The sequence below is a fragment of the Arthrobacter sp. NPDC080031 genome, assembly GCF_040702485.1.
Lineage (GTDB): Bacteria > Actinomycetota > Actinomycetes > Actinomycetales > Micrococcaceae > Arthrobacter.
The window spans coordinates 64,092-88,521 of the sequence record NZ_JBFBLA010000015.1 but is presented as its reverse complement, the minus strand read 5'-3'; the positions used below and the strand labels follow the sequence as shown (position 1 = coordinate 88,521).

The 24,430-nt window shown below is 63.7% G+C and carries 26 protein-coding genes; 19 read left to right on the top strand and 7 right to left on the bottom strand.

The genetic code is table 11. The features are described from left to right. Nucleotides 1-53: 53 nt before the first annotated feature. From AB0323_RS14165 to AB0323_RS14140, 6 genes are all read left to right on the top strand, one after another. Nucleotides 54-413, top strand: coding sequence for a YciI family protein (locus AB0323_RS14165; protein ID WP_028267572.1), 360 nt, complete (start codon nucleotides 54-56; stop codon nucleotides 411-413). 3 nt (nucleotides 414-416) lie between these two features. After that, the gene (locus AB0323_RS14160; protein ID WP_366177882.1) at nucleotides 417-1,670 is read left to right on the top strand and encodes a sigma-70 family RNA polymerase sigma factor; all 1,254 of its coding nucleotides are present in this window, start codon (nucleotides 417-419) and stop codon (nucleotides 1,668-1,670) included. Nucleotides 1,671-1,718: 48 nt separating this feature from the next. Next, on the top strand, nucleotides 1,719-2,180 hold the full coding sequence (locus AB0323_RS14155) for a hypothetical protein (protein ID WP_366177881.1): 462 nt from the start codon (nucleotides 1,719-1,721) through the stop codon (nucleotides 2,178-2,180). An 82-nt stretch (nucleotides 2,181-2,262) separates the two neighbouring features. Continuing rightward, nucleotides 2,263-2,514 (top strand): type II toxin-antitoxin system prevent-host-death family antitoxin, encoded by a 252-nt coding sequence (locus AB0323_RS14150; protein WP_366177880.1) that lies wholly within the window; start codon nucleotides 2,263-2,265, stop codon nucleotides 2,512-2,514. Next, nucleotides 2,475-2,873, top strand: a complete 399-nt coding sequence (locus AB0323_RS14145) for a type II toxin-antitoxin system VapC family toxin (protein ID WP_366177879.1) — start codon at nucleotides 2,475-2,477, stop codon at nucleotides 2,871-2,873. The genes AB0323_RS14150 and AB0323_RS14145 overlap by 40 nt, the downstream gene beginning before the upstream one ends. Before the next feature lie 65 nt (nucleotides 2,874-2,938). Then, entirely contained in the window at nucleotides 2,939-3,562 is a 624-nt protein-coding gene (locus tag AB0323_RS14140) for a LysE family transporter (RefSeq protein ID WP_364539007.1), read from the top strand. A gap of 76 nt (nucleotides 3,563-3,638) precedes the next feature. Here the strand turns inward: AB0323_RS14140 and AB0323_RS14135 are convergent, their stop codons facing one another. Beyond that, a complete protein-coding gene (locus tag AB0323_RS14135; protein ID WP_366177878.1) occupies nucleotides 3,639-4,676 on the bottom strand; it encodes a LacI family DNA-binding transcriptional regulator in 1,038 nt (345 codons plus the stop codon). A gap of 162 nt (nucleotides 4,677-4,838) precedes the next feature. On the opposite strand from AB0323_RS14135, the gene AB0323_RS14130 reads away from it, so the two are divergent. The 5 genes from AB0323_RS14130 to pabB all read left to right on the top strand — a co-directional run bounded on the left by AB0323_RS14130 (nucleotide 4,839) and on the right by pabB (nucleotide 10,963). Continuing rightward, on the top strand, nucleotides 4,839-5,858 hold the full coding sequence (locus tag AB0323_RS14130) for a nucleoside hydrolase (RefSeq protein ID WP_366177877.1): 1,020 nt from the start codon (nucleotides 4,839-4,841) through the stop codon (nucleotides 5,856-5,858). Then, on the top strand, nucleotides 5,859-7,286 hold the full coding sequence (locus AB0323_RS14125; RefSeq protein ID WP_366177876.1) for an MFS transporter: 1,428 nt from the start codon (nucleotides 5,859-5,861) through the stop codon (nucleotides 7,284-7,286). After that, on the top strand, nucleotides 7,283-8,227 hold the full coding sequence (locus AB0323_RS14120; RefSeq protein ID WP_366177875.1) for a ribokinase: 945 nt from the start codon (nucleotides 7,283-7,285) through the stop codon (nucleotides 8,225-8,227). Before AB0323_RS14125 ends, AB0323_RS14120 begins: the two co-directional genes overlap by 4 nt. Before the next feature lie 103 nt (nucleotides 8,228-8,330). Beyond that, nucleotides 8,331-8,891 carry a low molecular weight protein-tyrosine-phosphatase gene (locus tag AB0323_RS14115; protein WP_366177874.1) on the top strand — a complete coding sequence of 187 codons (561 nt, stop codon included), beginning with the start codon at nucleotides 8,331-8,333 and terminating at the stop codon, nucleotides 8,889-8,891. Then, nucleotides 8,888-10,963: an aminodeoxychorismate synthase component I gene (gene pabB, locus AB0323_RS14110; protein WP_366177873.1), complete on the top strand. Its 2,076-nt coding sequence runs from the start codon at nucleotides 8,888-8,890 to the stop codon at nucleotides 10,961-10,963. Before AB0323_RS14115 ends, pabB begins: the two co-directional genes overlap by 4 nt. A 3-nt stretch (nucleotides 10,964-10,966) precedes the next feature. Here pabB and AB0323_RS14105 read toward each other — a convergent pair whose 3' ends face one another. Continuing rightward, entirely contained in the window at nucleotides 10,967-12,547 is a 1,581-nt protein-coding gene (locus AB0323_RS14105; protein ID WP_366177872.1) for an NCS1 family nucleobase:cation symporter-1, read from the bottom strand. A gap of 137 nt (nucleotides 12,548-12,684) precedes the next feature. On the opposite strand from AB0323_RS14105, the gene AB0323_RS14100 reads away from it, so the two are divergent. After that, a complete protein-coding gene (locus tag AB0323_RS14100; RefSeq protein WP_366177871.1) occupies nucleotides 12,685-13,149 on the top strand; it encodes a phage tail protein in 465 nt (154 codons plus the stop codon). 36 nt (nucleotides 13,150-13,185) lie between these two features. Here AB0323_RS14100 and AB0323_RS14095 read toward each other — a convergent pair whose 3' ends face one another. Then, the gene (locus AB0323_RS14095) at nucleotides 13,186-14,283 is read right to left on the bottom strand and encodes an FAD-dependent oxidoreductase (RefSeq protein ID WP_366177870.1); all 1,098 of its coding nucleotides are present in this window, start codon (nucleotides 14,281-14,283) and stop codon (nucleotides 13,186-13,188) included. Nucleotides 14,284-14,395: 112 nt separating this feature from the next. On the opposite strand from AB0323_RS14095, the gene AB0323_RS14090 reads away from it, so the two are divergent. Next, on the top strand, nucleotides 14,396-14,845 hold the full coding sequence (locus AB0323_RS14090; protein ID WP_366177869.1) for a MarR family transcriptional regulator: 450 nt from the start codon (nucleotides 14,396-14,398) through the stop codon (nucleotides 14,843-14,845). Nucleotides 14,846-14,848: 3 nt separating this feature from the next. Here AB0323_RS14090 and cls read toward each other — a convergent pair whose 3' ends face one another. Beyond that, nucleotides 14,849-16,321 (bottom strand): cardiolipin synthase, encoded by a 1,473-nt coding sequence (gene cls, locus AB0323_RS14085; protein WP_366177868.1) that lies wholly within the window; start codon nucleotides 16,319-16,321, stop codon nucleotides 14,849-14,851. Between the two features lie 107 nt (nucleotides 16,322-16,428). Between cls and AB0323_RS14080 the strand changes: the two genes are divergently transcribed. After that, nucleotides 16,429-17,370 (top strand): aminodeoxychorismate lyase, encoded by a 942-nt coding sequence (locus tag AB0323_RS14080; RefSeq protein WP_366177867.1) that lies wholly within the window; start codon nucleotides 16,429-16,431, stop codon nucleotides 17,368-17,370. A gap of 78 nt (nucleotides 17,371-17,448) precedes the next feature. Here the strand turns inward: AB0323_RS14080 and AB0323_RS14075 are convergent, their stop codons facing one another. Further along, a complete protein-coding gene (locus AB0323_RS14075; RefSeq protein ID WP_366177866.1) occupies nucleotides 17,449-17,958 on the bottom strand; it encodes a DinB family protein in 510 nt (169 codons plus the stop codon). A gap of 82 nt (nucleotides 17,959-18,040) precedes the next feature. Here AB0323_RS14075 and AB0323_RS14070 point away from each other — a divergent pair, with 82 nt between their 5' ends. The 5 genes from AB0323_RS14070 to AB0323_RS14050 all read left to right on the top strand — a co-directional run bounded on the left by AB0323_RS14070 (nucleotide 18,041) and on the right by AB0323_RS14050 (nucleotide 22,727). Then, nucleotides 18,041-19,249, top strand: a complete 1,209-nt coding sequence (locus tag AB0323_RS14070; RefSeq protein ID WP_366177865.1) for an SLC13 family permease — start codon at nucleotides 18,041-18,043, stop codon at nucleotides 19,247-19,249. 102 nt (nucleotides 19,250-19,351) lie between these two features. After that, on the top strand, nucleotides 19,352-19,882 hold the full coding sequence (locus tag AB0323_RS14065; RefSeq protein ID WP_366177864.1) for a PRC-barrel domain-containing protein: 531 nt from the start codon (nucleotides 19,352-19,354) through the stop codon (nucleotides 19,880-19,882). 174 nt (nucleotides 19,883-20,056) lie between these two features. Beyond that, the gene (locus AB0323_RS14060) at nucleotides 20,057-21,805 is read left to right on the top strand and encodes a GMC oxidoreductase (protein WP_366177863.1); all 1,749 of its coding nucleotides are present in this window, start codon (nucleotides 20,057-20,059) and stop codon (nucleotides 21,803-21,805) included. After that, a complete protein-coding gene (locus AB0323_RS14055; RefSeq protein ID WP_366177862.1) occupies nucleotides 21,802-22,203 on the top strand; it encodes a PAS domain-containing protein in 402 nt (133 codons plus the stop codon). The genes AB0323_RS14060 and AB0323_RS14055 overlap by 4 nt, the downstream gene beginning before the upstream one ends. After that, nucleotides 22,200-22,727: a cupin domain-containing protein gene (locus AB0323_RS14050; protein WP_366177861.1), complete on the top strand. Its 528-nt coding sequence runs from the start codon at nucleotides 22,200-22,202 to the stop codon at nucleotides 22,725-22,727. The genes AB0323_RS14055 and AB0323_RS14050 overlap by 4 nt, the downstream gene beginning before the upstream one ends. 66 nt (nucleotides 22,728-22,793) lie before the next feature. Here AB0323_RS14050 and AB0323_RS14045 read toward each other — a convergent pair whose 3' ends face one another. Next, the gene (locus AB0323_RS14045) at nucleotides 22,794-23,825 is read right to left on the bottom strand and encodes an ornithine cyclodeaminase (protein WP_366177860.1); all 1,032 of its coding nucleotides are present in this window, start codon (nucleotides 23,823-23,825) and stop codon (nucleotides 22,794-22,796) included. A gap of 158 nt (nucleotides 23,826-23,983) precedes the next feature. Continuing rightward, the gene (locus AB0323_RS14040) at nucleotides 23,984-24,415 is read right to left on the bottom strand and encodes an Lrp/AsnC family transcriptional regulator (protein ID WP_366177859.1); all 432 of its coding nucleotides are present in this window, start codon (nucleotides 24,413-24,415) and stop codon (nucleotides 23,984-23,986) included. Nucleotides 24,416-24,430: the final 15 nt, after the last annotated feature.

The following is a 24,430-nucleotide window of genomic DNA, read 5'->3' as shown; positions in this document are numbered from 1 at the left end:
TCCGACCCATGAACGAAAGCGCCCACACGGAGCGCCCTGATAAGGAGTTCGAGATGAAATACATGATCATGATGTTTGGTTCTGCCGAGGGCATGATGGAAACCGCCGATCCCGAGTGGATCAGGGAAATGATCGGCTTCATGATCCAGATCGACAAGGATCTCAGCGATTCAGGCGAGATGGTTTTCAACGCGGGGCTGGCTGACCCCGGCACCGCCAAGCTGGTCAAGCAGACGGACAACGGGGTCATCACCACCGACGGACCTTTCGCCGAGGCCAAGGAATCCCTCATCGGCTACTGGGTGGTGGACGTCGCGAGCGAAGAACGGGCCGTGGAAATCTGCTCCAGCATCGTGAAGTACGCGCCGGTTGTGGAGCTTCGTCGCGTCCAGGACGAGCCCCCGGAGGTCTAGCGCTTGGCCGAGCCTTCCGGTGAATCCACGTTCGAGGACCTGCTGCGCTTGCTTGCGCCGCAGGTCCTTGGCGTGCTCGTCCGCAGGTACGGCCAATTCGCAGAGTGCGAGGATGCCGTCCAGGAGGCGCTGCTCGAGGCAGCATTGCAATGGCCCTCTTCCGGCGTCCCGGACAATCCCAGGGCGTGGCTGCTCACGGTCGCCAGTCGGCGCTTGGTGGACTATTGGCGCAGCGAAAGCGCCCGGCAGGCACGGGAACAACGCGCGGCGGGATTGGAACCACCGCCTCGCGAGGAGCCTTCTTCGACCGGTGACACAGACGGATTTTCGGAAGACACCCTCGCACTCCTTTTCCTCTGTTGTCACCCCGCCCTCTCAGCACCCTCGCAGCTGGCACTGACTTTGCGGGCAGTCGGAGGGCTCACGACGGCGGAAATCGCCAGCGCGTTCTTTGTCCCGGAGGCCACCATGGGCCAGAGGATCAGCCGGGCCAAGCAGAGCATCAAGAAGGCGGGGGCCCATTTCGAGCTCCCGGAACCGGGCGAGCGAAAGGCGCGGCTCGGCGTCGTACTCCACGTCCTGTACCTGATCTTCAACGAGGGTTACGCGGCTAGTTCCGGGCCATCCATGCAGCGCGAAGACCTCACGGCGGAGGCCATCCGCCTTACGCGGCTCCTGCGCGGCCTCCTACCGGGCGAGCTTGAGGTGGGTGGACTGCTGGCCCTCATGCTCCTCACCGATGCACGACGCCGGGCGAGGTCCCTCCCGGACGGGATGCTGGTGCCGCTCGCCGAGCAGGATCGCCGCCTGTGGGACGCGGGGCAGATCGCCGAGGGCCTTGAACTGTTGTCGGCGGTGCTGGGGGTCGGGCGGCCGGGACCCTACCAGCTGCAGGCCGCGATCGCCGCGGTCCATTCCGAGGCGGCCTCCGCGGAGGAGACCGACTGGCCGCAGATCCTTGCTTTGTACACGGTCCTCGAAGCCGTGGCGCCAAGCCCGGTGGTGACGCTCAACCGGGCAGTCGCAGTGGCAATCGTCGAGGGGCCTCGGGCGGCCCTCGAGCTGCTGGCGGGTCTTCAGAAGGGCCCGGAAGACTGGCACAGGCTCGACGCCGTCCGCGGCCACCTGCTCGAAATGTCCGGCGACCTTCCGGGTGCCCGGGAATGCTTTCTTGCCGCGGCAAAGAAAACAGGGAGCCTGCAGGAACGGCAGTACCTCCTCGTGAAGGCGGCCAAGCTCGGGCAGTTGTCCACATAGGCGAAGTGATCCCTGTTTGTGGTCCGCGGCCACGAATAGCCTCGAACCATGATTATTCAAGCAGGCTTTGACCTCCAGATTCTCGCCCGTCCGCTCATCGACCAAGAAGAAAAGCTCTACCCACGGCTCGTCGTGATCGGCCTCGACGCCGAGATGCAGCTGGATAGCATCCGGGTTGTTACAGAGTCCTTCGAAGGCAGCTTGAATCCGTTCCAGGACACCATCCTGGAACATCTGGATCTCGAGGGTTCCAAGTATTTTGCGATCGCGCACGCCGGAATCTGGGCCGAGGACGACTATTACGATGAGCAGCCAATCCTCCAGGAAGCGAAGAAACTCAAGGGTGTCGCCGAGGAGCGCGGGCTTCACATGATCGGCCATTTTGGCATCGACGAGACCGGATACATGTCCAATGGCCCGCACTCCTACTTTGACCAATATGCTTCGGGAGACGACCTCCCGGACACGATGCTTCACTGGATGCACTCGAGGTATGGCCATTGTGCCTGAGCTTCGTCGACCGTGGGCCAGAAGCATCCACAGTGCCACTGAGCCTTACTTTCCAGAGGTTGACCAACTAGACTTGGTCAACATGGCGCAGTACAACGTCCAGGAGGCAAAGACCCGCCTTTCTGAGCTTCTCAACATGGTTGAACGGGGCGAGGATGTGGTCATCGCCAAAGCCGGCAAGCCCGTTGCCCGGCTCGTGAAGATCGAGCGGCCCACCAAGCGCCGCCTTGGATTCGTCAAAGGGCAACTCCCGGACAATTTCCTAGAGCCCATGGACGAGGAGGAACTTGCGCTGTGGGAAGCACCCCTTACCTCCTCGACACGCATGCCCTGATCTGGGCCCTCACTGAACCAAGGAAGCTCTCACCCAAGGCAAGACGTGCAATCCAGTCATTCGACAATCGTCTTGTGGCATCATCCGCCAGCGCCTACGAGATCGGCTACAAGCACAAGCTGGGTAGGCTTCCGGGCTTGGAGGGACTGCTCCTGGGTTATGCCCGGCACGTCGCCGAACTGTGCAACGAGGAGCTACCCATCCGGAGCGTGCACGCGCTTGCGGCCGGGAAACTCGATTGGGAGCATCGGGACCCCTTCGACAGGCTGATCGCCGCCCAAGCAATTGTGGAATCGATGGTGGTCATCACGGCCGATCAAGAATTCCATAGCTTCCCGTTAGTTGAGTCGCTCTGGTAACCGCTCGTCGGTTACTACGCATCAGCATGTCCTGCCGCACCGCCCTCCGGGCATAAGCTGGATTGGTGCAAATTTCGCTTTGGCTGGCACTGGTAGGCGCCGGCACCCTGATCAGTTTCACTCCCGGCGCCGGCGCCATCTCCACGATGAGCAACTCGCTCAACTCCGGATTCCGCCGTTCCATCTGGGGAGTGCTGGGCCAGCAAACGGCACTGATCATCCACATCCTGGTCGTGGCGCTCGGGGTAGGTGTTCTGGTCTCCAGCTCGCCTGTGGTCTTCAACGTGATCCGCTACACGGGAGCCGCATATCTGGTGTACATGGGCATCCGGCAGTTCCTCCACCGGCCTGACCTGGACAAGGAGAAAGTGGAGGCCCGACGGAACGAGCCAGCATGGTCCATGTTCCAGCGAGGCGTGTGGGTCAACCTGCTCAATCCGAAGGCGATTGTTTTCTTCCTGGCCTTCATGCCGCAATTCATCCGCCCCGAGCAGCCACTGATTCCGCAATATCTGATCCTCAGCAGCACGATCGTTTTCATCGACATCTGCGTCATGTGGTTCTTCTTCGCTTTGGCAGCCCGTTCATTCCAACGGTTCACGCACAACGAGCACGGACAAAAGGTCCTGAACCGCACCTTCGGCGTGCTGTTCATGTCCGTCGGCGTCCTGCTCGCTGTCATCCACTAGGCCAGCAATCGACTGCCGAGCAAATGTCGTTTTCCAGCCTCAAAACGGCACTTGCTCAGCAATCGACGGGGGAAACCTACCGCGTGGACCCGCGCACCACCAAGGAGCTCTCAAGCGTCAGCTGCGGCTGTTCCAGCTCACGGCCTTCCATCAGTCCCCGGAGTTGTTCGCCGGCCTTGAGTCCCAACGGAGTGGCCGGCAAATGCACACTGGTCAGGCTCGGGTTGCTCGTGGCCGAATACGGCAGGTCATCGAAGCCGGCAACAGCGAGTTCCTCCGGAATCCGGACACCGGCCACTCGGGCTTCCTGCAACACACCGTAGGCGTGGGTGTCCGTTCCGCAGACGACGGCGGTGACCCCGTCACGCTGCCAGTCCGGCCAGGCGGCTGCGAAGGCAGCCGCGGCAGCGCCGACGTCGATGGTGGTACCGATGATGTGGGCGTCCGCAACGGAAATGCCGCAGGAGACTGCCTCATCCAGGAACGCCGCCCGGCGCACCTCGAACGTGGCTGTGCCCGTCACACTGTCCACGTAGGCAACCCGCTTGTGCCCGGAGGCCGCAAGATGCGCGGCCAATTCACGGGCGCCATGGGCAACATCGAGGTTCACGGATGGAGCATAGGCTTCGAGGCCGGGGGCGTCGAGAAGGACCAGCGGCCCGGCAACGGATAGCTCCTCCAGGAAACTTGCGTTGGGCGCATCCACCAGCAGACCGGCGGGACGAAGGGCCAGAAGCTTTCGGACGTCCTCCGAACGGGGAAACTCACCGGCGTCGGTCACGGAGAGCAACAGCTGGTATTCGGATCCGAGCGATTCCCGGACTCCCGCGATGACCTTGGCGAAAAAGGGGTTGGAAATGTCCGGCGCCACAAGGATCACAATCGAGCTCACGCCCTTGGCCAAAGAACTGCCGATGCCATCCACCACGTAGCCGAGTTCGGCGATAGCCTGGCGGACCCGTGAAATGTTGTCTTCGGAGACCCTGCCCTGGGTTTTGCCGTTGGCAACCAGGGACACGGTCGCAGTCGAGACCCCTGCCAGGGAGGCCACCATCGCCGCGGTGACGCGCTGCGTACGGTTGGAGGCCCGGTGCACTCGTTCCGCGGATTCCATACAACGATCGTAGCGGGAATCAGCCCCTTCCCTCGCCGCAAGGCATCAAACGCTTGACGCAATGAGCGTTAAGCGTTTGACGTAAGACGCAAGCCAGTGCCAGAATTCCTCTGAATGCTTTAGCGCCCTGCATCGGCAGGCCCCAATGACGTGGAGATGAACATGGACCCCACCATGACCCGTGAACGCAAGAAGATCATCCTGGACTGTGATCCCGGGCATGACGACGCCGTGGCCCTGCTGCTGGCCCACGGCAACCCGGACATCGAACTGCTCGCCGTCACCACGGTGGTGGGTAACCAGACCCTCGAAAAAGTCACCCGCAACGCCTTGTCGGTGGGCACGATCGCCGGCATCACCGGTGTTCCCTTTGCCGCCGGCTGCGACCGCCCACTCGTCCGCTCCATCGAAACCGCGCCGGACATCCACGGCGAAACCGGCATGGACGGCCCCGAGCAACCCCGGTCCGCCATCGAGCTGGACCCGCGCCACGCCGTCGACCTCATCATCGAAACGATCATGGCGCACGAGCCGGGCACAGTGACCCTGGTCCCCACTGCGGGACTCACCAACATCGCCATGGCCGCCCGCAAGGAGCCGCGCATCGTTGAACGCGTCAAGGAAGTTGTCCTGATGGGCGGCGGCTACCACGTAGGCAACTGGAGTGCCGTGGCCGAATTCAACATCATCATCGACCCCGAGGCCGCCCATATCGTGTTCAACGAAAAATGGCCCGTGGTGATGGTCGGTCTGGACCTCACGCACCAGGCCCTGGCCACTCCCGAGGTCGTTGAGAAGATCGCCGCCGTGGGCACCAAGCCGGCAAAGTTCGTCATGGAACTGATGGAGTTCTTCACCAAGACCTACAAGGGCGCCCAGGGCTTTGACTATCCCCCGGTGCATGATCCCTGCGCCGTGGCCTACGTCATCGACCCCAGCGTGATGACTACCCGCAAGGTCCCCGTCGATATCGAACTGCAGGGCAAGCTCACGCTTGGCATGACCGTGGCCGATTTCCGCGCCCCCGCACCGGCCGACTGCCACACCTCCGTCGCCGTCGACCTCGACCACGAGAAGTTCTGGAACCTCGTCACCGACGCGATCATCCGCATCGGCGAGCCCGAGGACGGCGGCGCTCCCGCCGCCGCCGTGGCTGGCAGCATCGCAGGAGAGGCCAAGTAAATGACCACCCTCATCAACGAAACCAAGACCAACCGCGGCAACGTCGCGGCCCTCATGGTTGCCCTGCTGGCCGCCTGCGTAGCCTTCCAGCTCAACGCTTCCATGCTCAGCCCGGCCCTGGTCACCATGGGCAACGAACTCCACACGGACCAGGCAGTCATCGGCCTCTCCCAGACCTGGTTCTTCACCGCCGCGGCCTTGTTCTCACTCTTTCTGCCGCGCCTGAGCGACATCGTCGGCCGCAAGAAGATCCTCCTCGGCATGATGCTGCTCATGGCCGTCGGCTCGGTCATCGCAGCCATGGCGCCCGACGTCACATGGCTCTTCGTGGGCCGCATCGTCCAGGGCGTCAGCGGCCCGACCGTCCCGCTGTGCCTCATCATGCTGCGCTCCGCGGTCAACAACCCGCGCAAGTACGGAGCCCTCATGGGCCTCATCACGGCAGTCAACGGCGGCGTTGCCGGCGTCGACTCCTTCGTGGGCGGCTACTTCGCCGAGCACTTCGGATTCCGCAGCATCTTCTGGCTCATGGTCGGCCTCGCAATCGTGGCCACGGCCTTGATCGCCATCCTTGCCGGCGAGAGCAAGCCTGCCGCCGGTACAGGCATGGACTGGCGCGGCGTGTTCTTCATTGTCATCGCGGTGGGCGCACTCCTGACAGCCCTCAATGAGGGATCCAAGCTGGTCGGCGCATTCTCTTCCGGGACGCTGATGCTGGCGATCGGACTGATTGTGGTCGCCGCGGCCGCGTTCGCCGCGTTCTGGAGGACCGAAAAGCGCTCCAAGCAACCCATGGTGGAAACGATCCACCTCCGCCAGCGTTCCACGTGGGCGCCCCTGCTGACCACCACCCTCGCCATGACCGGCATCTTCGCAGTCATCAACGGCATCGTCCCGGCCTACGTCCAGGCCGCGGCACCGGGATTCGGGGTTGGCCCCACCGAGATGTCACTCATGATCCTCACGCCGTACGCCCTCCTCGGCTGGGTATTCGGACCCATCAGCGGCCGGCTCGCGCCCGTGCTCGGCTACACCAAAGTCCTGCGCATCGGAATGCTGGGCAGCATCGCGGCCCTGGCAATCATCGCGTTCTTCGGCCTCAGCAGCCTGCCGATCATGATCGTGGGAACGGCCTTGCTCGGCATCATGTACGCCGGTACGGTCAACATCATGCTCAACGGACTCGGAGTTGTCCTCTCCCCTGCCGGCAACCCCGGTTTCCTGCCCGGCATGAACGCCGGCGCCTTCAACCTCGGCGCCGGCTTGAGCTTCCTGGTGTTGCCGGCCGTCCTTGTGGCGACCTCGGCGCTGGGCGACACCAAGGCCTCGTACTTGACGGTCGTCGTCGTGGGCCTTGCCATCACTGTCGCCGCCTTCGCGGCGTCGCTGCTCATCCCCAAGCCCCTCGAAGCCGAGGTTGAAAAATGAACCGCAGGATCGTCGTCGTCGGGTCCTTGAACGCCGACCTGACCATCTATTGCGAGCGGCTCCCGCTCCCGGGCGAAACCGTCCACGGCAACGGATTTGCGGTCAATCCCGGCGGCAAGAGTGCCAACCAGGCCGTCGCTGCGAGCAAGCTAGGCGGCACGGTAAGCCTGATCGGCGCGGTCGGAAACGACTCCAACGGTGACATGCTCATCGCCTCCACGGAAGGGGCCGGGGTGGACGTTTCGCGCGTCCGCCGTGCCGCGGAGGTGGCCACCGGCGTCGCGGTTATCGCGGTGGACGCGCATGGTGAGAACAACATCATCATTTCGGCCGGTGCCAACGGAACGCTCGCCCCGGCGGACGTGTCGGCGGACGCCTTCGACGACGCCGCGGTGCTCTGCCTCTGCCTGGAGGTCAGCCTTGAGACCGTGGAGGCTGCCGCGAAAGCAGCGCACGACGCCGGAGCAACGGTTCTGTTGAATCTCTCGCCATACGCCGAGATCCCGCAAAGCCTGGCCGCCTTGAGCGATGTGCTGCTGGTGAACGCCCATGAGGCCTCCATGTTCCTGGGCGACGCTGAGATGCCCCACCCCGGCGCGCACGCAAGCGCCTGGGAGCCTGTCCGAAGCCAGTTCGCCGAGCGGGGATTGCAACGGGTATTGGTTACGCTCGGCTCCCACGGCTCAGTGGTGTTGGATTCGCTCGCCGTATCCGGGGAACAGATCTCGCGGATCGCACCCACCAAGGTCAATGCCGTGGATACGACCGGTGCAGGGGACGCCTTCACCGGAGCCATAGCGGCCCGCCTCGCCGCGGGGGAAACCCTGGCCGAAGCCGCGGCGTTCGCTTCGGTTGCCGCAGCCCTCGCCACCACCAAGAAAGGCACCCAAGCCGCCTACCCCGGGGCTGCGGAAGTCCTGGAGCACTTGCGGATTTCCTGACCAAGCCGCCAGGGTGCAGGCGCTTTTACGCCTCCACCAGCGACTTTACAAATTCTGTAATTTTCACTAGCCAAGACAGGGTGGTATCCCCCATGCTTGCTCCATGTACTCAGCGTTGAGCCCATACCGCATCATCACCGTCTGCACGGGAAACATCTGCCGCTCACCCATGGCGCAACTGATGTTGACTGAAGCGTTCGACGCCGGAGGGCTCGGTGGAGCGGTGGTTGTGGACTCCGCGGGAACCACGTCCTACGAGGCCGGACACCCCATCGATCCACGCGCAGCCCGGGTCCTTTCGGCACACCGCATCCGCTCCGAGGGTCACATCGCGAGGAGTTGGCGCGAGGAGTGGTTCCGGGAGCGGGACCTGATTTTGGCCCTCGACGTGGATCACTACGGTTGGCTCCACGAGGCCGCCCCGGATTCGGAGGCACTGGCCAAGATCCGGATGCTGCGCAGTTTCGACCCGTCCGTAGCAGGCCGGAGCACCTTGGACCTGGGCATCGAGGATCCCTGGTACGGCGGCCATCACGATTTCGACGTCACCTGGGACCTCATCAAAGCGGCCGTCCCCGGCATCGTCGCTTCCACCCGGGACGTCCTTGCCGCCAGGCAGCACGCACAGCACCCCGACCCGCAGCAGGTACGCTCTATTTCATGACCCCAGCACCCGTGATCATCGCTATCGATGGCCGCTCAGGCGCGGGAAAGACCACCCTCGCCGTCGAACTTGCCGCCCGCCTCCGGATGCATCACAAGGTGTCGCTGTTCCATCTTGAGGACATCTATCCGGGCTGGAACGGCCTCGCCGCGGGCATCGAGCGATACGTCACCACTGTCCTGGCACCACTGCGGCACGGGAACGCCGCCGAGTGGGTCAGTTGGGACTGGGAGAAACACTACGACGGCCGCAGCCACGTCACCCTGCCTGCCGAAATCGTGATTGTCGAGGGCGTCGGGGCAGCCGCGAGTGCCGCCCGGCCCATGCTGGATGCCGTGGTCTGGGTGGACGCTCCCGACGACGATCGACGGCACCGTGCGATGGCCCGGGACGGCAGCAGCTACGAACCGTTCTGGGACAGCTGGGCGGCGCAGGAGGACGAGTGGCTGGAGACCGACGGCGTGCTCGACCACGTTGACGTCCGGGTGCTGAACCGGGCGGACGGCGATGCTCCGGATGACGCCCTGCAGGCGCTGAACTACCTCCCCTCGCTCTCCCCCGTGCTCGGTCCCGAACTCTCGGCACGCCGCGGCTTGCAGCTCAAGGCCGAACGGATCGACGCAACCCCGGACGCCGCGGCCCTGTTCCAAGCGCTGTACGCCAAGTCCGCCAACGCCGTCTGGCTCGATTCCTCCAACACGTCCTCCACCAGGGACACAGTCGGCGACGCAGGATCCTTCAATGCCGCGGCCGAACGCAGCCGCTTCAGTATCCTCGCGGACGACGGCGGCTCCTTCGGCCAGGCTGTAATGCACAGTTCCGGAGCCACCCGGATCAGCGCCGGATGCGCCACCGTGGAGACCACCGGCCCCTTCTTCCGCTGGCTGGACACCGTGTGGGGCCGGAAGGCCTTGCGTGCACCCGAAGGCTATGACTGCGAATTCACGCTCGGCTGGTTGGGGTACCTCGGCTATGAACTGAAGCGGGAGACCGGTGGCAGCGATGTCCGGGCCGACACTCCGGATGCGGCGTTGCTCTTCGCCGGCCGGGCCCTGGTGATCGACCACCGTGACGCTGCCGTCTGGCTGCTTGCCATCGATGCTCCCGACGCCGGCGAATGGCTTGGGCGTGCGCGCGAGGCCGTGCTGTCCGCGTCGGCACCCCTAGGGGCCGGCACGAGGCACCCGGCCGGGGATCCCGCCGTCGGGAGCGGTACGCTCGAGTTCTCCAGCCGCGACACCGAGGACGAGTACAAAAGCAAAATCACCGACGCCCAGCACCAGATCGCGGAGGGCAACACGTACGAGGTCTGCTTGACCACGGCCGTGACCGCCCCGGATCCCGGGCTGGACCCGTGGGAGAGCTACCTCGCGCTGCGCAAGCGCAACCCGGCACCGTTCGCGAGCTACTTGCGGTTCGGCGATCTGACGGTCGCGAGTACCTCGCCAGAGCGCTTCCTGCGGATAACCTCCGACGGCGGCATGCGGGCCGAGCCGATCAAGGGCACGAGGGGCCGGGCCAACGATCCTGTCATCGACGAGGCCCTGCGGCGCGGCCTTGAATCCTCGCTCAAGGACCGTGCCGAGAACATCATGATCGTGGACTTGCTGCGCAACGACCTCAGCCATTTCGCCGTGCCCGGATCGGTGACCGTCAGCCGGCTATGCGCGGTGGAAAGCTACGCCACGGTGCACCAGATGGTGAGCACTATCGACGCCCGGCTGCGACCCGGAGCACCCCGGGCCGAGGCCGTGGCGGCCGCGTTCCCCGCCGGGTCCATGACGGGCGCCCCGAAGATCAGCACCATGGACATCCTCGACGGCTTGGAGTCCGGGCCCCGTGGAGTCTACTCGGGCGCGATCGGCTACTTTTCGCTCAACGCGGCGACGGATCTCGCCGTCGTGATCCGGACCCTGGTGATGGGTCCCGACGGCGACGGCGGACGCACGCTTAGCCTAGGGGTCGGAGGGGCCATCACGGCGGACTCCACACCACAGGACGAATACGACGAAATCCGGACCAAGGCGTTCGGCGTGCTCTCGGCCCTCGGCGCGGAGTTTCCCACTACCTGAGAGTCAGTCGTGCTCCTCGGTCCGGGCGCGGACTGTCCGGGCGTCGTTGCGGGTGATCGTGTAGTAGATCAGGCTGGCAAGGATTGCCCCCACGAACCATGAATACGGGCCCAGGCCCGAGCCTCCCGGGAGGAAGGTCTGCAGTGCCGGGACGAGCGCCAAAACACCTGCGACGACGGCGGCAGGGATCAGCGCGGCAATGGCCTTGAGGTTCCAGCCCTTGGTGTAGAAATAGAGTCCGTTCTCGTCCTCGTGGTACAGGTCCGAGACCTTGCAGCGCTGGTGCCGGATGCGGAAGAAGTCCGTGAAAATCACCCCGAACAACGGACCAAGCAGCGCGCCCAGGCCACCGAGGAAGTACACGATCACCACGGGACTGCTGAAGAGGTTCCAGGGCAGGATCAGGATTGCGAGCACTGCGCTGATAAGGCCGCCGCGGCGGAAGTCGATGCGGTGCGGGGCCACGTTGGCGAGGTCGTAGGAGGCCGAAACGAAGTTCGCTACGACGTTGATGCCGATCGTGGCCACCACAAACGTGACGGCGGCGATGATGGTGATCCACGGATTCCTGATCGCCTGGACGATCGCCACCGGATCGGTGATCACCTTGAACATGTCCTGCCCGGCATACTGGTCCGCGGTGAAGTAGGACGCCGCCCCGGCCGTGACCACCACGGTGACCAGGGCGAAGGCGATGAAGTTCACTGGCAGGCCCCAGAAGTTGCCGCGCAGGATGGTCTTGCGGTCCGGCGAGAACCGGGAGAAATCGCAGAAGTTCAGGAGAAGCGCCGCGAAGTAGGTGACTGTCAGGGCGATGGCAGAGAAGAACTGGGTCAAGGCTGCCGGGCCGTCCAAAGGCGCGACGCCGGGGATCGAGAGGCTGAACTTGTTGCCCGCTTGCGTCAGGATGTAGATCGCGAGCGCGAACATGGCCACCCAGATGGCGGGACCGGCCCAGTCCTGGAACCTCCGGACCGTCTCCATGCCCCGGCGGATGACCAGCAGCTGGACCGCCCAAAGGACCAGGAAAGCCGCCCAGCCCAGCGGCGTCAGGCCAAGGATGCGCGGCACGTCGGGGCCATCGAGCGAGGTCAACTGGGGCCACACGGAAAACAGCAGCACCAGCACGGCTTCCGAAGCGAGCCAGGTCTGGATGCCGTACCACGCGATGGCGATGAGTGCCCGGATCAGGGCGGCCAGGTTGGCACCGAAGAGGCCGAAGGACATCCTCGCCAGGACCGGATACGGGACGCCGGTTTTCTGTCCGGCCGTCCCGGCAAAGTTCATGAGGAAGTAGACCAGGGTAATGCCGAGGACCAAGGCCAGGAAGACTTGCCAACCCACCAGGCCGGTGATGAAGAGGCCGGCCGCGAACGTGTAACCGGCAATGCTGTGGACATCGCACATCCACAGGGCGAAGAGGCTGCGGACCCTCCAGTTTCGTTGCCGGGCCGGTGCGAGGTCCGCGTTCCACAGCCTGTCGCTGACCAACCGGCCCTCGGCAAGGATTCGGACCTTCTCAGGGTATTCGTCTCCTGGCTCGCGCGGTGCCTGCACAGCCGGGGACTGGTTTTTCCGCGCCATGATGCCTCCGAAGAACGCTTCCAAACATGCTGGGAACTCCAGAATCGACCCATTGCGGCGCGAAGGAAAGCCCCCTCGGGAGCGCCGGAACGTCGTCACGTTAGCATTGGTCCAAATACGTCTCACCAGGAGGGTGCATGCCGCACATCGTTGACTTCGAGAATGTTTCTACTGCCGGGCTGGAATCGTCGCCCGTTGCCGAGGCCCTTGCCGGGTTGCGCGCCAACGAGGGCCGCTATTACCGGAACAAGTACAACCACGTATTCACTGTGAGCCCTGCCAGCGAGGTACCCGAGGTGGTCGAGCGGGTCAGCCGCATCCTGAAGGACGAGCGTGACATCGTCATCAGCTCCCTCCCGCTGGAAGCGACTGCCTTCGAAGTCGACGGTTTGCGGATGGCCTACGTCTTCTACGAGTCCGGGCTGTCGATCAACATTATGTACAGCATCGAGGCCGGCGGGAAGCGAGCGGTCGGATTCAAGCTCGCAGACGGCATGGAGATCCCGGAAGAACTGGCGTCACGCTTCAAATTCGCTCGCCAGAAGTCGAAGCTAGCAGGAGTTATCCGCGGCTCCTTCTTCGTGATCAAGGGTGAGTACTGACCCTGGCCTCAGCTTCCAGGCGATGCCGCAGCCGGCTCATGCGCCAAGGTTCAACATTTCGACGTAGCGGTCGATCATCATGTGTTGGCCTTTGATCTGGGAGATCAGCTCCGGACTGGCGATCTCACCGTCGGGCAGTTGTCCCGAGCCGCCGGACGGTCCCAACGGAAGGATGATGACGGGCTTCGACGGCGTGTAAGCGGCCAGTTCCGCGGAGCCCTCAATCTGGGCTTGGATGTTCTTGGCAACCACAGTGGCCTCGCGTCCGGCGACGCCGGCTTTGTTCACGTCGATCGCCGAAATGTCGCCCAAGGCGTAGACGTTATCGAAGCCCACAACGCGGAGTTCGCCGGTGACGTCCAGGTAGCCCTCGGCGGTCCGTGCGGCAAGGAGGTCTCCCGCCGCATAGTCCGTCTGCGGGGCTATTCCATAGCAGCGGAACCAGATGTCCGCCTGGATGGACGTACCGTCCGTAGTGCTGACGGTAAAGGTGGCGAATTCACCCGCAGGAACCGGAGGCAACTGCACCAACGAATGCCCCAGAATTCGCCGTACGCCGAGTTCATCCAACTGCCGGTTGACTTCAACCCGCAGCCGAGGATCGTACGGCCCGGGAAGGATGTCCGGGGCCAGATCCACCATCACTATGTCCTTCTCTGGCCATGCAGCCGCGATCTCGCCTGCAAATTCAAGGCCTACAGCCCCGGCGCCCAGCAGCATCACCCTGTCGGCGCGTTTGAGGTCGTCATGCGCGGCTCGGTAGCGGGCGATGGCGTCGGTGGTGACCACTCGATCACTTTTGGCCGGGAAGGGGTAGCTGGAACCGCTCGCGAGGACAATGTAGTCCGGCGCCAGGCTGGCACCGGAAGCCAACTCGACGGTATGCCCGTCGACCCGGACTGCGCGGTCACGGAGTACCGTGCCGTGCGCCAGCAGACGGTCATAGGGAAGGAACATCCGCGGCAGGAAATCCGGCTGGACCACAGATCGGAGGGCCGCGATGTTGTGCACGAAAGCGTCCTTGGGCTCCACCAAGGTAACCGTCGCGTGTTCGTCAAGGGCCTTGGCTACGGAGATCCCACCGTAGCCCCCGCCGATAACCACCACAGTAGGGTGCGGAGCCTGGTTGTTCATGGGAACTCCTTAGGTAGAAAGCTCACGCTGCTCGGCCCGTGCCGCCGAGATCGTTTATGAGTGACAACGATTGGAGATCATCAATAATTTCCTCGGTGATAAGGTTTTCCTGATGAGTTCTTCGGCAGCAGGAAAGCAACTGGGGTTTCTCTTGGCGCGCCATGGGCGCATCATGAACACGCGACTCCGCCAAGCGTTGGACTCCTCCGGGCTCAGCCCAAGGCATGCCGTGCTGCTGTGCCGGCTTGACGAGTCCGGGCCGCTCAGTCAGCAAGGCCTGATTGATGCCCTCTCCATCGATGCGAGCGGACTGGTAGCGGTCCTGAACGACCTTGAACGCGAAGGACTTGCGGAACGACGCCGCGATCCCGCCGACCGTCGTCGCCATATCGTCGAAATCACTGCGGAAGGCAAGCGCGCGGTGGCGTCGATTGAAGTTGCGGTGGCCGACGTCGAGCAGGAGGCCTTTGCCGGGTTCTCCGCCGATGAGCTCCAGCAGCTCCACGGACTGTTGTCGAGGATCCACGGCGAACCCGCGGACGAGGCCTGCGCCGAGGACTGAGCCTTACTGCAGCGTGGCGGTCAGCCGCGCCACGTTGTCCACGTATTTGGCAAGCATCGGCCGGTGCAGCCAGCCCTCCAAGGTCAGCTCGCGGCACATTTCCCGGTAGCTCGACTCCACGGATCGCATGCTGTCCACGGCCTCGGCGCCCAGGAGCATCACGGACACCTCCATGTTGAGCGAGAAGGAGCGCATGTCCATGTTGCTGGAGCCGAGGACGGCCACTTCCTCGTCGATGGTGAAATGCTTGGCGTGCAGCACGTACGGCGCGCGGTACAAGTAGATCCGTACCCCGGCTTCCAGCAGCGCCTCGTAGTAGGAGCGCTGGGCGTGGTGGACGAGGAACTGGTCGCCCTTCTCGGAGACAAAAAGTTCCACGTCGACGCCACGCTGGGCCGCCGTCGTAATGGCGTACAGCAGCGAATCGTCGGGCACGAAGTACGGGCTGCAAATCGAGATGCGGTGCTGGGCCGAGTAGATCAGCGTATTGAACAGGCGCAGATTGTTTTCCGTGACAAACCCCGGGCCGCTGGGAACCACTTGGGCCGTCATTCGGCCGGGCGTCGCCCGGACTGCGACCTGCAACTGGTTTTCGAGGGATTCATCGGTTTCGCTGAGCCAGTCGGTAGCGAAGACGACGTTGAGGGTAGCAACGATCGGCCCCTCCATCCGCGCCATGAGTTCCACCCATTTACGTCCGGCGCGCCGGTGCTTGGGGTTGTTGTAGGAGGGCTCGATCAGGTTCTGCGAGCCCGTGAAGGCGATTTCGCCGTCGATCACCAGGATTTTCCGGTGGTTCCGCAAATCCGGACGGCGCCACTGGCCGTGGATGGGCAACAACGGCAACATGCGGCGCCACTGGATCTGGCCGCGCTTCAGCCTGCGGACAAGCCGCCGGTAGCCTGGGATCCGCAGCGTGCCGATGTGGTCGAACAGGAGACGGACGCTGACACCGCGCGCTGCTGCGTTTTCCAACTCGGTGAGGAGGTCGTCCGTGACGAAGTCACTGCTCATGATGTAGAACTCCGCATTGACGAACTTCTTGGCCCCCCGGACGGCCTCCGCCATGGCCTTGATGGACTCTTCGTAGCCGGGGAACAGCTCCACGGAGTTGCCGTCCACCATCGGCAGCGAGCCGAGGCGCCGGTTCAGTTCACCAGCCGAGGTCACCCATTCGGGTCCCGAGTAATTGCTCACGACGTCGGCGAGCGCCGAAGTGCCTGCACGCACCCGATCGTTGACTTGCTCCTGCTGCTCCCGACGACGGCGGGACAAGCGGAAATTGCCGAACAACAGGAACAGGACGAATCCGACAGACGGAACGAGGAAGACGGCGAGGAGCCACGCCATGGCCGTCGTGGGGCGGCGGTTTCCGGGGATGACGCCGAGCAGCACGACGCGCAGCACGATCTCAACGATGGCCCAGGCGCCGAGGAGCCAAGTCCACTCTGTCCCGAACTGAAAAGGAAACAGCACCCCACACCCCCACTATCAATACCAATGAACGAACCAACAATCACCCCAGCCTATCTGGCGCGCCGCTCCCGACTGCTCGTCCTGTGGGCCAGCACTAAGCTGGAAGCATGACTTTACCTGCCCCGACGGTCCTCGTTTTCCTGGATCCCGCGTTCGAAAACGGCCGCATCGCCGATTCCAGCCAGCCGCAGCTCATGGCAACCGACCTGGGTGCCACCCGGGGTGACGGCGTCTTCGAGTCCCTGCTCGCCGTCGAGGGCCGTGCGCGCAAGGTGCAAGCGCACCTGAACAGGCTTGAGAGTTCAGCCCGCGCATTGGACCTCGACATTCCCGGGAAGGACGTCTGGCGCCGTGCCATCGACACCGCGATCACGGAATTCCGCGACACCTTCCCCGCGCCAAGCCCAGCCGAGGACGAGGTAGTCGTCAAGCTTCTCGTGACACGCGGAGTCGAAGGCGCCTCGACTCCCACGTGCTGGGTCCAGGCTTCGCCGTCCCCCGCGGGCAGTCGCCGGCAGCGCGAGACGGGCATCGACGTCGTACTCCTTGACCGTGGCTTCGACACCGAGGCGGGCGACCGCGCCCCCTGGCTGCTGCTCGGCGCCAAGACTCTCTCCTACGCGGTGAACATGGCCGCGCTGCGCTACGCGCACAAGCAAGGCGCGGACGACGCCATCTTCACCTCAACAGACGGCCGTGTTCTGGAGGGTCCGACCTCCACGGTGTTGCTGGCCCACGTTGAAACGGTCGACGACGGCGCCGGCGCGGTACGCACGGTCAAGCGCCTCATCACTCCGCAACTGGACAGCGGCATCCTGCCGGGCACGTCCCAGGACGCCCTTTTCGCCAAGGCAAAGGCAGCGGGATGGGAGCTCGGCTACGGCCCGCTGGTCCCGGAAGACCTGTTCGACGCCGATGCGGTGTGGCTGATCTCGAGCATCCGGCTCATCGCGCCCGTCAACCATGTGGACGGCAGGGAGATCGGCACCCCGGCCATGCGCAAACAGCTGACAGCCGAACTTAACGAGCTGTTCGCGGGGATCGAGTAGGACCCGCTGCCGCTACTCCTGCCCAACTAGCTAGCAGTAGATGTCGTTTAGAGCGCCCTAAACGACATCTACTGCGAGTCACTTGGGTGCGGTGATCTGCTCGCGCAGGATGTCTGCGTGCCCGCAGTGTTGAGCAAGCTCGCGGAGCATGTGGAGGTAGACCCAGCGCAGCGGGAGCGGGCCGCGTCGGTTGCCGTTGAGCATGTCGTCGAGCCCCAAGGACGATGTCGCCCGGCGCGATGCTTCGCATGCCTCGCGGTGTGCCTGCTGGATTGACGCGATGGTGTCGCCGTCATCGAGGATAAACGATTCGTCCGGCGTCGCAGGGATACCGATCTCGGCACGGGAACGGCACGTGATGGCTTCGTCGAACCAGACCTTCTCCACGAAGGTCGCGTGTTTCACGAGGCCCAGCAAGGTGGTACGGGACGGGACCAATGACCGCCGGGACTGCTCCTCCGTCAACCCGTTCAAGCAGTCATTGAGCGCGCGCCGGTGCTCGTCTATGAAAGCCTCGAATTGGGTCCGAATTGGCCGGTTGAAAATGTCCTCGGCAAGCGTCACAGTTGCACCTATGTTCTCCGTCAAGCAGGAATTCAGTCAAAATCGACGTGATCCGAGCTTAGCGTTGGTGGCCAGAGGATCGCACGCCGGGGAATAGACTCCGTTCATGCGTTTGGCGATCATTGGAGCGGTTCTGCTTGTGGCAGGTGCCGTGGCGATCGCCACCGGCGCCCTGCCTTTCACCGATCTGATGGCACTCGTGGACCGGGTGGCTCCGATCCTGCTGTTCGTCGTCGCGATGACGGTTGTGACCGAGCTGTGCAGTGAGGCCGGAGTCTTCCTTTGGACTGCCCGTCGGCTCCGTTATTGGGGCCGCGGATACAGCATTCTCCTATGGCTGTTCCTGGCCGTCTTCGCGACGCTCAGTACCGTCTTCCTGTCTTTGGACACAACGGCAGTGTTGCTGACCCCGGTAGTGGTCAGCGTGACGCGACAAGCCGGACTGCCGGCCCTGCCTTTCGCGCTGACGACGGTGTGGCTGGCCAACACGGCAAGCCTGCTGCTGCCTATTTCCAACCTGACCAACCTTCTGGCCCAGCACAGCCTTGGCGGTATAACTCCGGGCGGGTTCGCCGGCCTGATGTGGGCACCCTCCCTTGCGGCCGTCGTCGTACCGCTGTTGTTCATCGCTATCGTCTTCCGGCGGGATCTGCGCAAGCGCTATTCACGGATCCCGGTCGGGCGGATCAGGCCGGATCAGCCATCCGGAGCTGAATCCAGGCCTGCGGCGGCGGACCGGGTTCTGCTCGGATGCAGTGCTGTGGTTCTGGCGTTGCTGCTGCCCGCATTGGTGTCGGGGGTCCCGGTATGGATCCCGGCCCTGGCCGGGGCTGTTGTGCTGGGCATCATGTTCGCGTTCCGGCGCCCCCGGGCTCTCAAGGTTTCCTTGATTCCTTGGTCCTTGTTGCTGTTCGCTTCGGGCCTCTTTCTGGTGATGGAGGCCGTCAGGCATCTGGGAGCTCCTGTGTTGCTGGGTCACCTGGCCGGAGAAGGCCATGGCTTCCTGGATCTGGTTCGGCTCGCCGCGACGGGCGCCGCCGGTTCGAATGTCCTCAACAATTTGCCTGCGTACCTGCTCGCAGAACCGCTGGCTGGGACGCCTGTGCGGATGGCGGCGTTGTTGATCGGAGTCAATGCGGGCCCGATCATCACCCCTTGGGCATCCCTCGCCACCTTGCTGTGGCACGACCGGCTCGCGCGGATGAATGTCCTGATTACGTGGAAGGGCTATGCGATCTTCGGACTGATTGTCGCGCCTCTGACCGTGTTTGCGGCCGTGGCAGTGCTCGCAGCCACCGGAGCCACCGGACAGTGAGTGCGTTCGGCGCGTGCCTGTCGCCGGGGGCGGGGAATCAGGACAGAATGTAGAACAGCTTGGCCTGCACGGCCGGAAACCCAGACGAGAAGGATGCGCCCCATGCTCAGCCTGCAGGACATCGACAACATCGTCCTCAACGGAGGGATTGTCGTGGACGCCGCCGGGGAGAAAATCGGCTCAGTGGAACAGGTCTTCACCAGCGGTGATTCCGGGGATCCTGTATTCGTCACCGTGCGGACCGGCTTGTTCGGCATGTCCGAGTCTTTCGCTCCGCTTTCGGGAGCCAGTCTTGAGAATTCGGTGATCAGGGTGGCTTTCGCCAAGGACAAGGTCAAGAACGGCCCACGCATCGACAGCGACCGCGGCATGATCACGGAGACCCAGGAGCAGGAACTCTACGACTATTACGGGCTCGCGACCGAGGAATCCGATGAAGATCCCGAGACCGACGAAGGAGGGACGGTGCAAATGGCCCCGCAGATCCCGCAGCCGCACGGCAGCCCACCACCCCCGCCGCCGCACCCCGGCCCGCATCCGCCGCACGGTGGCCCGCGTCCGCCGCACCTGCACAAACATGTACCCCAGCCTCCGCACCCCGGCCCGCCCCCGCATCGGCCACCAGGGCATTGACCGCCCCGGGCTGCAGCCGAAAATTTGGCTTGCCGAACGCTATTGTGCCGCCATGCCCGCAGTAGTTAACTAGTCCCGTGAACTCTGCTGGGGAAGGGTGATCTGCCTCTAGGCCCAGTGGGCACCTGGTTTCACGGTGCCGTGGAATCAGCAAAGTTGATGGAGGGCATCATTGTGAGTGCAGTTTCTTCGTCCCAGAATTTCAATCACGGTTTTCCCACGCCCGGACCCCAGGATCCCTCGCCCCAGAAGGTCATGGATCATGTTTTCTTCCTCTCCGAGGGGGAATGGAAAAAAGTCCGCGAAGAAGAACAATTCGACCACATCGTCATCGGCAGCGGTTTCTGCGCCTACGCCTTTGCTGAACGGACACTGACGGTCAACCCGCATGCACGGATCCTGATCATTGAACGGGGTCCGTTTTTCTTGCCACAGCATTTCCAAAACCTGCCGCTGCCCTACAAGGAGACCCTGGGAGGCATCTCCGAGACCTTTCCCTGGACCTTGGCCGCTGCCACGGCCACCCAGCCGCCGGGCAGGATTTCCTGGCAGCACGGCATGGTTCCCTTCTATGGCGGACGCAGCATCATGTGGAGCGCGTGGTGCCCCCGCCCCGAGGAGGATGAGATGCGGGGCTGGCCACGGGCGGTGATGGACGCCGCCAAGTCGCACTTCACGTCGGCGGAAGACCTGCTCAACGTGGTTTCGGCGGACCAGATCGACGCCGGACGGTCGGCCGACGTCGTCGATCTCATCAACGACACCCGGCCCGTCTACGGAATCATGCAGAAAGCCCTCCAGGAAAGGCTTGAGGCTGGCCTGCACAAGATCGATTCCGCCACCCGCAGCATGCCCGCCCCGCTCGCCGCGGCGACCGGCGCGACATCGGGCGTGGACTTCGCGAAGTTCTCGACGCCGGCAGTCCTCCTGGAACTGACGGACAAGCAAGCGGCACTTGAGTCCCAAGGCAAGGGCGCCGCTCTTCGCATGGTCACGGACTGCACCGTGCTGAGCGTGCTCCAGCAGGACGGACGGGCCACGGCGTTGAACACCAACCGCGGCGTGGTGAACATCGGCAACGCCAACCTGGTCCTGGCCATGGGCACACTTCCGCCGGCAACCCTTGTCCTGAATTCCTTCCCGCAGGTACAAGGTGCAGGCGGGCATTTCAGCGCCCACTTCATCACCTCTGTGGTGGCCCGGGTACCTCGCAAGGATTTTGACTTCAGCGAACAACTCGGCGAGCTCGAGTTGGCGGCCATCTATCTGGCAGGCAAGAGTCCGGTCGGCATGCAGTACCACGTGCAGCTATCGGTCCTCTCGGACCGTTGCCCGGACAAGAACGCCCAGAAGTCCGAACGCTACGCCCCCGACGTCGTCGCCACGGCTTCGCTCGCCCAACTGCGGTCCTCGGAGGACTACTTGGTGTTCGTCTGTGCCGTCCTCGGCGAACTGGACGAAAGCAACCCGGAGAACCATTTGCGCCTGTCCGGCGGGGCCGACCCCACCTGCAACGTCACCTTGCAGGTGCTGGCCAACGCCACCGACGACGACACGTGGGACACCATGGACGAAGGCACCTTCCAGATGCTGGAGCGGGTCCTGTCCCCGGCCGGCGCGGAGCGCGTCGAGTACTGGCACGGAGATCCCGATTCAGGAACCTGGGGTGCCGCGCGTCCCGCCATCCCGGAGCGCCGCGTACCGGGCTTGGTCCACGAAAGCTCGAGCCTGCCCATCGGCGAAGAGGAGGACGCCGTCGTCGGGATCGACTATCGCCTCAACGGCGTGGAGAACGTCTTCGTCACCGGCGGCAGTCTCTGGCCCACGGGTGGTTCCTGGAATCCGACCATGACGATGGTGGCCCTGGCTCAGGACCTCGCCGAAAGACTGGAGGCCGACGGCGGAGCGGCGGCAGCGCCATGACCGTCGCCCCGGCGCTGGACCCGGCGCTCCTCCCCACAGTGCCGCCTATGAGCGTCGCCGATGTGCTGGACCGGCAGGACGGCGTGTACTGGGTGGTGAAGGACGCGAATTCGGTCTTTCTGTGGGTCAACCAGAACTTCGCGGACCTGGTGGGCATGCGCAAGTCGGAGCTGATCGGACGCCAGGACTCGCGCGCGGAACACGTTGCCCACGACAAGGAAGTGATGGCGAGCGGAAAGCCGCTGCTCAACTTCCACGAAACCATCGCCGTCCCCAGCAAGGAGGGCGGCATGGTGAATGTGGACATCGTGACCCAAAAAGGGTTGTTGCGTGCGCTGGGCAGCAAGGAGATCATCGGGATCACAGTCTGCTTCTCACTGAAGGATCCGGTCACATGACTGCCGCCGCAGAGGACTGGATCAAACGGCTGGACATGTCACCCGCTATCGTGGGCGGCTGGTTCGCACACGCTCTGGTCAGCAACGAGGACATAGCCGGTTCGGCGCTGCCTCCGCGCTTCGGCGTCGACCATCCGCTCTACAGCTCCAACTGGTACCTGCTTCAGTCCGGGGAGTTTCTCCAGTTGCACGCCCTCAAGCAGGATGAACTGTGGTTCTTCCACGTGGGGACGCCCATCAGGCTGCATACCTTCTCCCGGGAGCTTGGATATCAAGACTTTGGCTATTCCGAGGCCGTGTTGGGGTCGGATCCGGAGGCAGGCGAAACGTTGCAGGCAGTTGCCCTGAACTCCACCTGGTTCGGTGCCGAGTTGGCCGGTCCGGGGTTCGCCTTGGTCAGCTGCAGCCTCTCACCGGGATACGAGAGATCGGACTCCGCGAAACCGACGGCACGGGACATCGAATCGCTCGTTTTGAGGTTCCCCGGGCATGCCGAGCTGATCCTGCGCCTCGCGGCCGTATAGCGCGGCCGGATGGCCGGATAAAAACGTCTGGTGCGCCGGTTCTGGGGCCGGCGCACCAGGCTTCTTTCAGGATCCGATCGGAGAAAGTGCCCGCACCAGACCGAAGAGATCCTTGGGGTCATCAGGGTTCGCGACCAGGTCGATCTCCTCGAAGAATTCTGAGCCCTCAACGGCATCGCGGAGGTAACGCAAGGCGGAAAAGTCCTCGATCGCAAAGCCCACGGAATCAAATATGGTGATCTGGTCCCTGGAGGTCCTGCCCGGAGCGTGCCCGCCAAGGACCTGCCAGAATTCCGTGACGGGGAAATCGGCGGACATCTGCTGGATCTCGCCTTCAATCCGCGTCTGTGGATCGAATTCCACAAAGACATCGCCGAGGCGCAGGATGGCAGAGTCGAGTTCGGTCTTCCCCGGGCAATCGCCACCGATCGCGTTGATGTGGACACCGGGCGAAACCTGGTCTGCCGTCAGGATAGTGGCGTTGGCTTTGTCCGCCGTGCACGTGGTGATCACGTCGGCGCCCTCCACCGCGTCGGCCGCTGAGCCAGCGATGGTGACGTCGAAGCCCAGCGGAGCCATGTTCCGGACGAACTTATCCATCGCCGCCGGATCCGTGTCCCAGATCCTGACACTGTTGATACCCAGGGACGCCCGGAAGGCCAGGGCCTGAAACTCCGATTGGGTTCCGGTTCCGATCATCGCCATGACGCGGGCATCGGGGCGCGCAAGTTTCTTCGCGACCATACCGGACGTGGCCGCCGTTCGCAGCGCTGTCAGCACTGTCATTTCTGCGAGGAACGTCGGGTAGCCGTTGTGGACGTCGGACAGGACACCGAAAGCCGTCACGGTCTGGAAGCCACGCGCTGGATTCGAAGGGTGTCCATTTACATACTTGAAGCCGTATGTTTCCTGGTCGCTGGTGGGCATCAGCTCGATGACCCCGAATGGGGTGTGACTTGCCACCCGCGGAGTCTTGTCAAAAGACTCCCACCGCCGAAAGTCGTCTTCCAAGTACTGAATCATCCCCGAGATGATGGTCTCCGGACCCCGCCCGGCCGTCCAGCGAACCATATTGCGGACATCGACAAAGCGCGTCATGTGCGCTCCTTTCCCTCATAAGCACTGTTGCTACGAGGCTACGGAGCGGCGATATGCATCCACAATTGCCAAAGTATGTACTTTTCATTGAAAATCTGTACAAAATGACGAAAGCGTTTGTACATAATGATCATTCGGCGCGCGTCCTACGCGGGCGACTACCGCAGGACGGAGCTGAGCAGCAGGCTCGTCTCGCTATTGACGATCCCCGCGATGCCGCGGATCCTCCCGAGTACCTGGTCAAAGTCGCTGAGGCTTTCCGTGCGTAGCTCGGCCACGAGGTCCCATCCGCCGTTGGTGGTGTGCAGCGCCCAAATCTCCGGGAATCCCCGAAGCTGGCGAATGACCTTGTCGGCCGATCGTCCCTCGACGGCAATGAGCGCGATAGCTCTAATAGCAAGTGGATCGACCTCGTCGCGCACCCTCGCCGTGAAACCAACGATGGTTCCGGTGGAGACAAGACGCTCGAGCCGGCTATTCACGGTTGCCCTGGCGACGCCCAGCTTGCGCGCGAGGCTCGCCACGGACGCCCTGCCGTCCTCCCGGAGGGCGGAGAGGAGCTGACGGTCAAGGTCGGTGAGTGCTGCCATAAAGATAAACGTATC

Coding starts and splice junctions, on each gene's coding strand:
- AB0323_RS14165 (WP_028267572.1), top strand. CDS start 54: ATGAAATACATGATCATGATGTTTGGTTCTGCCGAGGGCATGATGGAA.
- AB0323_RS14155 (WP_366177881.1), top strand. CDS start 1,719: ATGATTATTCAAGCAGGCTTTGACCTCCAGATTCTCGCCCGTCCGCTC.
- AB0323_RS14150 (WP_366177880.1), top strand. CDS start 2,263: ATGGCGCAGTACAACGTCCAGGAGGCAAAGACCCGCCTTTCTGAGCTT.
- AB0323_RS14135 (WP_366177878.1), bottom strand. CDS start 4,676: ATGGAATCCGCGGAACGAGTGCACCGGGCCTCCAACCGTACGCAGCGC.
- AB0323_RS14130 (WP_366177877.1), top strand. CDS start 4,839: ATGGACCCCACCATGACCCGTGAACGCAAGAAGATCATCCTGGACTGT.
- AB0323_RS14125 (WP_366177876.1), top strand. CDS start 5,859: ATGACCACCCTCATCAACGAAACCAAGACCAACCGCGGCAACGTCGCG.
- AB0323_RS14120 (WP_366177875.1), top strand. CDS start 7,283: ATGAACCGCAGGATCGTCGTCGTCGGGTCCTTGAACGCCGACCTGACC.
- AB0323_RS14115 (WP_366177874.1), top strand. CDS start 8,331: ATGTACTCAGCGTTGAGCCCATACCGCATCATCACCGTCTGCACGGGA.
- pabB (WP_366177873.1), top strand. CDS start 8,888: ATGACCCCAGCACCCGTGATCATCGCTATCGATGGCCGCTCAGGCGCG.
- AB0323_RS14105 (WP_366177872.1), bottom strand. CDS start 12,547: ATGGCGCGGAAAAACCAGTCCCCGGCTGTGCAGGCACCGCGCGAGCCA.
- AB0323_RS14100 (WP_366177871.1), top strand. CDS start 12,685: ATGCCGCACATCGTTGACTTCGAGAATGTTTCTACTGCCGGGCTGGAA.
- AB0323_RS14095 (WP_366177870.1), bottom strand. CDS start 14,283: ATGAACAACCAGGCTCCGCACCCTACTGTGGTGGTTATCGGCGGGGGC.
- AB0323_RS14090 (WP_366177869.1), top strand. CDS start 14,396: ATGAGTTCTTCGGCAGCAGGAAAGCAACTGGGGTTTCTCTTGGCGCGC.
- AB0323_RS14080 (WP_366177867.1), top strand. CDS start 16,429: ATGACTTTACCTGCCCCGACGGTCCTCGTTTTCCTGGATCCCGCGTTC.
- AB0323_RS14070 (WP_366177865.1), top strand. CDS start 18,041: ATGCGTTTGGCGATCATTGGAGCGGTTCTGCTTGTGGCAGGTGCCGTG.
- AB0323_RS14065 (WP_366177864.1), top strand. CDS start 19,352: ATGCTCAGCCTGCAGGACATCGACAACATCGTCCTCAACGGAGGGATT.
- AB0323_RS14055 (WP_366177862.1), top strand. CDS start 21,802: ATGACCGTCGCCCCGGCGCTGGACCCGGCGCTCCTCCCCACAGTGCCG.
- AB0323_RS14050 (WP_366177861.1), top strand. CDS start 22,200: ATGACTGCCGCCGCAGAGGACTGGATCAAACGGCTGGACATGTCACCC.
- AB0323_RS14045 (WP_366177860.1), bottom strand. CDS start 23,825: ATGACGCGCTTTGTCGATGTCCGCAATATGGTTCGCTGGACGGCCGGG.
- AB0323_RS14040 (WP_366177859.1), bottom strand. CDS start 24,415: ATGGCAGCACTCACCGACCTTGACCGTCAGCTCCTCTCCGCCCTCCGG.